The following is a 5,621-nucleotide window of genomic DNA, read 5'->3' as shown; positions in this document are numbered from 1 at the left end:
GCGGTCGCCGCGCGGGGGCAGAGGTGCGACGGTCCAGCCCCGCCCCCGCACGCTAGGTTTGCGATGTGCAGATCGCCATCACCGGTTCCATCGCCACCGACCACCTGATGACCTTCGAGGGGCTCTTTGCGGACTCCCTGGTGGTCGAGCAGCTGGACAAGATCTCCCTCTCCTTCCTGACCCAGGACCTCCAGGTCCGTCGTGGCGGGGTGGCGGCGAACATCGCCTTCGGGATGGCGTCCCTCGGCCAGCGCCCCATCCTCGTCGGAGCGGTGGGGGAGGACTTCACCGACTACCGCTCGTGGCTCGAGCGGCATGGCGTCGACTGCGCCTCGGTCCACTACTCGCAGTCCCAGCACACCGCACGGTTCATCTGCACGACCGACCGCGACATGGCCCAGATCGCCACGTTCTACGCCGGCGCCATGACGGAGGCGCGGGACATCGAGCTCGGGCCCGTCGCGGACCGCGTCGGAGGGCTCGACCTCGTCGTCATCGGCGCCAACGACCCCGTCGCGATGCAGCGTCACACGGACGAGTGCCGCACGCGCGGCATCCCCTTCGCGGCGGACCCCTCCCAGCAGCTGGCCTTCCTCGACGGCGACGGCATCCGGCGTCTCATCGACGGGGCCGAGTACCTCCTGACCAACGAGTACGAGGCGGGGATCGCCTGCCAGAAGACCGGCTGGAGCGACGAGGAGCTCGCGGCCCGGGTTCGCGTCCAGGTCAAGACCCAGGGCAAGGACGGCGTCACGGTCCGGGTCCGGGGCGAGGAGCCGATCCACATCGGTGCTGCCCGCGAGGTCTGCAAGGCCGACCCGACGGGCGTCGGGGACGCCTTCCGGGCAGGGTTCCTCACCGGTCTGGCATCGAAGCTGCCGGTCCAGCGGTGCGCCGAGCTCGGCGCGATGCTCGCGACGTACGTCATCGAGACGGTCGGGACGCAGGAGTACTCCCTGAGGAAGGCCGGCTTCCTCGACCGCCTCGCGGAGGCGTACGGCGACGACTCGGCCGCGGAGATCGGCCCACACATCGACTGCGAGCGACCCTGACCCGCGGCTGTGCCGACCCCTCCGCCGCCCACCCCGTGGGACTTCGACCTGGACCGGGTGCCTCCCGGGGAAGACCTCATCGGGATCGGCGCCGACCTCGGCGTCGCGACGCTCTACGAGGCCTACACCATCGGCGCCTTTCCCATGGGGATCGGCGACCACGGAGGTGATCCGCTGGGCTGGTGGTCACCGGACCCTCGCGGGATCCTGCGCCTCGGCGACCTCAAGGTGAGCAAGTCGCTGCGCAAGTCGCTCTCCCGATTCGAGGTGCGCGTGGACACGGCCTTCGAGCAGGTCGTGCTCGCCTGCGCCGACCCGCGACGCACCGGGCGCTGGATCACCCCGCAGATCGTCGAGGCCTACCTGCGGATGCACGAGGCCGGCTGGGCGCACTCCATCGAGACGTGGCAGGAGGGCCGGCTCGTCGGTGGCCTCTACGGGGTGGCCATCGGCGGGCTCTTCGCGGGCGAGTCGATGTTCCACCTCGTGCGGGACGCCTCCAAGGTCTCGCTCGTCGGGTTGCACCGCCTGCTCGCGGAGGACTGCGACGTGCGCCGGTTGGTCGACGTCCAGTGGCGCACCGACCACCTGGCCACCCTCGGCGTCACGGAAGTGCCGAGGAACGAGTACCGACGCCTGCTCGCCGCGGCGTTGGAGGCACCGCTGCCCGCGCTGTGGGCCTGAGGGCCGGAACGGCTAGGGTGCCCGGTCGTCCGGGTCGATGAGCTCGACGATGTAGACGGTGTGGTCCCCGGACGAGCGCTCCTCGACGAACCGGTGTCCCCGCATCCGGCACCACGCCGGGATGTCGTGGGCGGCGGCCGGATCGGTCGCCAGGACGAGCACCCGCCGCGCTGTCGGGTGCGCGGCGACGTGGCGCGCGAGGTCGATCACGGGGATCGGGCACCGTTTGCCGCGGGCGTCCACGACGTGCTCGCCCGATCCGGGATCCGACCCGTCGCCACTCACAGCCCCGCCACCCCGAGCTCTGCACGGACCGCCTCGATCGTCGGCACGAGACTCGCGCAGAGCGCCTCGACGTCATCGGCGCGCCCCGGGCTAACGGCCTTGAGGGGCAGCGTCATCCGGACGTTCCCGTGGGTCAGCGTTCCCATGGCCGCGAGGACGTGGCTCGGCTCGAGGGTGCTGGAGGTGCACGCCGAGCCGCTCGCGACGGCCAGACCCTGGCGATCGAGTGCACCCACGAGGGCCTCCCCATCGGCGAAGAGGCTCGAGAAGGTCACGATGTGCGGCAGGCGGTCCACGGGATCGCCGACGACCTCGGTGTCCGGTACCGCTGACGCAGCGTCGCGAACCCGGTCGACGAGCGCACGAGCCTCACGCCCGTCGTCCTCGCGCACTGCGGCCGTCTGCTGCCACGCTTCAGCCGCCGCGAGGGCAAGCGGGACCCACGGTGCCACGTCGGCGCGGCCCGCCTCGACGTCGGCCCGTGCGTCGGGCCACCGCCAGCGGGTGGCCTCACGGACGACGAGGACCCCGAGGGGCGGGCCGCCCCACGACCGGGCGTCCCCGACGAGCACGTCCCAGTCCGTCGGCACGTCGTCGCGACCCAGCGAGGCGGTGGCGTCCACGATGAGGGGTATGCCGCTGGGCTCGGTCACCGCCCTCGCCTCCGCGAGCGGCTGCCGAGTGCCGACCTCGCCGTTCGCGTGCTGGAGGGCTGCGGCCACCGTGCCCGGGACGTTCACCGCCGCGGCCCAGGCATCGAGGTCGACGGCTCCGGTCGCCGTCACCGGTACCTCGGCGAACCGGGTCGCGTCGGCTGCCCGCGCCGCCCGGCCGCGTCCGGGCACGAGGATGGCGGAGTGCTCGACAGCGGAGGCCACGGTGCGAGCGCCGCGGCGCTCAGCGGCATACAGCACCCCGTCGACGGCCCTGGCCAGCGCGGTCGGGCCGCTGGGCAGGAAGGTCACCTCGGGCGGGCGGACGCCGAGCCCGGCTGCAATGACCTCACGGGCGCGCGCGAGGAGCGCGCCGGCGCGGCGGCCTTCGGCGTAGAGGCGGGCCGGGTCCGCCCAGCCGGCCTCCAGCGCCGCCACGAGGGTCTCCCGGGCCACCGGGTGGAGCGGGCCGGACGCTGCGTCGAGGAGGCGTCGAGACGTGCCGATGAGGGACTCTTTCGCCACACCGCAACGTTATCCGGACCCTGCCGGACATGACGGGTGGCATGGCGGTAGGGTTCCGCAAGGAGCACGCATGCGCCCATTGGGCGTTGCCCTTTTTGGCTTTGTTGGGTGTGGAGACGGAATGAAAGGTGCACCTGGTGCCTGAGCACGAAGACACCCCGGTGATGACCGCCGCGCCGCCGGTGCGGTCCGGCCGACGCAGGGGACTGCGCGTCACGGGTCTGGTGGCGGTGAGCGCGCTGGCGCTCGCCGGCTGTCAGGGTCAGCTTTCCCACGGGTTCATGCCCGAGGCGATCTCGGACAGCGGTAAGCGAGTCACCGACCTCTGGGTCGGCAGCTGGATCGCGGTGCTCGGCGTCGGGGTCATCACGTGGGGCCTCATGCTCTACGCCGCCATCCGGTTCCGCCGCCGCAAGGGGGACGAGGCGCTGCCCGTCCAGCTGCGCTACAACGTGCCCGTCGAGCTGCTCTACACGATCATCCCCGTGTTCATGGTCGCCGTGTTCTTCTACTACACGGCCCGTGACGAGGCAGCGCTCACCGACGTGAGCAAGACGCCCGACGTCACCATCAGCGTGGTCGCCAAGCAGTGGAGCTGGGACTTCAACTACGTCGACTCCGACGTCTACGACTCCGGGGTCCACACGAACCTGACGGGACAGGAAGGCGCGCGGGACACCATGCCCGTGCTCTACCTCCCGGTGAACAAGCGGGTCGAGTTCGTGCTCAACTCGCGTGATGTCATCCACAGCTTCTGGGTACCCGCCTTCATGACGAAGCTCGACATGATCCCGGGCAAGACCAACCGCATGCAGATCGTGCCGTCGCAGACCGGCGAGTTCCAGGGCAAGTGCGCCGAGCTGTGCGGCGCCTACCACTCCGAGATGCTCTTCATGGTCAAGATCGTGACGCAGCAGGAGTACGACCAGCACATCGCCCACCTGGCCCAGATCGGCCAGACCGGCCAGATCCCCGTCGACGCCAGCCGTGAGAAGCTCGTCAAGGGCGACGAAAAACTCATCCCCGAACCTGCTCGTGGTGGGAGCAACTGATGACCACAACCGCAGACCGCACCGCGGCGGGCACCACGACCGCCCCGGTCACGCCGCGCTCCGAGATCAAGGGACGCACCTTCATCAAGTGGGTGACGACGACCGACCACAAGGTCATCGGCAACCTTTACTTCATCACCTCGTTCCTGTGGTTCATGCTCGGCGGCATCATGGCCCTGATCATCCGGGCCGAGCTGGTCTCGCCCGGGCTGCAGATCGTGGACACCAAGGACCAGTTCAACCAGCTGTTCACGATGCACGGCACGATCATGCTGCTGCTCTTCGCGACGCCGCTCTTCGCCGCCTTCGCGAACGCGCTCATGCCGCTGCAGATCGGGGCGCCCGACGTCGCGTTCCCGCGCCTCAACATGTTCGCCTACTGGCTCTACCTCTTCGGCGGGCTCATCGCCGCGGCGGGGTTCCTGACCCCGCAGGGCGCGGCCTCCTTCGGCTGGTTCGCCTACGCGCCCCTGTCGGACCAGAGCTACAGCCCCGGGCTCGGCGGCGACCTGTGGGTCTTCGGCCTTGCCTTTGCCGGCTTCGGCACCATCCTCGGCGCGGTCAACTTCATCACGACGATCGTGTGCATGCGCGCCCCGGGCATGACGATGTTCCGGATGCCGGTCTTCACCTGGACCGTGCTGATCACCTCGATCCTCATCCTCGTCGTCTTCCCCGTCCTCGCTGCGGCGCTCTTCGCGCTCGGTGGTGACCGCCGGTTCGGGATGCACATCTTCGACCCGGAGAACGGCGGGCCGATGCTGTGGCAGCACCTCTTCTGGTTCTTCGGCCATCCCGAGGTGTACGTCATCGCGCTGCCTTTCTTCGGCATCATCAGCGAGGTCATCCCGGTCTTCTCGCGCAAGCCGATCTTCGGCTACAAGACCCTGGTGTTCGCGACGATCGCCATCGCCGCGCTGTCCACGAGCGTGTGGGCGCACCACATGTACGTCACAGGCCAAGTGCTGCTGCCGTTCTTCGCCGTGATGACCATGCTCATCGCCGTGCCCACAGGCGTGAAGTTCTTCAACTGGATCGGCACGATGTGGGGCGGCAAGGTCTCGATGGACACGCCCATGCTCTGGGCGATGGGCTTCCTCGTGACCTTCCTCTTCGGTGGACTGACCGGTGTCATCCTGGCCAGCCCCGCCCTCGACTTCCATCTGTCGGACAGCTACTTCGTCGTGGCGCACTTCCATTACACGGTCTTCGGCACCGTCGTGTTCGCCATGTTCGCCGGGTTCTACTTCTGGTGGCCGAAGCTGACCGGCCGGATGCTCGACGAGAAGCTCGGCAAGATCCACTTCTGGATGCTCTTCCTCGGCTTCCACACGACCTTCCTCATCCAGCACTGGCTCGGGATCGAGGGC

Annotated in this window: 6 protein-coding genes; 4 read left to right on the top strand and 2 right to left on the bottom strand. The window is 69.4% G+C overall.

Going from position 1 to position 5,621, the window contains the following annotated elements; translation table 11 throughout:
• Positions 1–65: 65 nt before the first annotated feature.
• Both ABF401_RS13655 and aat read left to right on the top strand, forming a co-directional pair.
• On the top strand, positions 66–1,052 hold the full coding sequence (locus tag ABF401_RS13655; RefSeq protein ID WP_353510113.1) for a carbohydrate kinase family protein: 987 nt from the start codon (positions 66–68) through the stop codon (positions 1,050–1,052).
• Positions 1,053–1,061: 9 nt separating this feature from the next.
• Entirely contained in the window at positions 1,062–1,736 is a 675-nt protein-coding gene (aat, locus tag ABF401_RS13650; RefSeq protein ID WP_353510112.1) for a leucyl/phenylalanyl-tRNA--protein transferase, read from the top strand.
• A gap of 12 nt (positions 1,737–1,748) precedes the next feature.
• Here the strand turns inward: aat and ABF401_RS13645 are convergent, their stop codons facing one another.
• Both ABF401_RS13645 and ABF401_RS13640 read right to left on the bottom strand, forming a co-directional pair.
• Positions 1,749–2,021, bottom strand: a complete 273-nt coding sequence (locus ABF401_RS13645) for a sulfurtransferase TusA family protein (RefSeq protein WP_353510111.1) — start codon at positions 2,019–2,021, stop codon at positions 1,749–1,751.
• A complete protein-coding gene (locus tag ABF401_RS13640) occupies positions 2,018–3,199 on the bottom strand; it encodes a cysteine desulfurase family protein (RefSeq protein WP_353510109.1) in 1,182 nt (393 codons plus the stop codon). Before ABF401_RS13640 ends, ABF401_RS13645 begins: the two co-directional genes overlap by 4 nt.
• A gap of 128 nt (positions 3,200–3,327) precedes the next feature.
• On the opposite strand from ABF401_RS13640, the gene ctaC reads away from it, so the two are divergent.
• Complete coding sequence (gene ctaC, locus ABF401_RS13635) at positions 3,328–4,251, top strand: aa3-type cytochrome oxidase subunit II (RefSeq protein WP_502908244.1); 924 nt, start codon at positions 3,328–3,330, stop codon at positions 4,249–4,251.
• The coding region (locus ABF401_RS13630) for a cytochrome c oxidase subunit I (RefSeq protein ID WP_353510107.1) at positions 4,251–5,621 on the top strand (1,371 nt) is incomplete at its 3' end. The genes ctaC and ABF401_RS13630, both read left to right, overlap by 1 nt.

This window comes from Intrasporangium sp., assembly GCF_040414665.1.
In the GTDB taxonomy this organism is placed as follows: Bacteria; Actinomycetota; Actinomycetes; order Actinomycetales; family Dermatophilaceae; genus Intrasporangium.
Note: the sequence above shows the minus strand (reverse complement) of the source record. Positions and strands in the feature narration are given on the sequence as shown.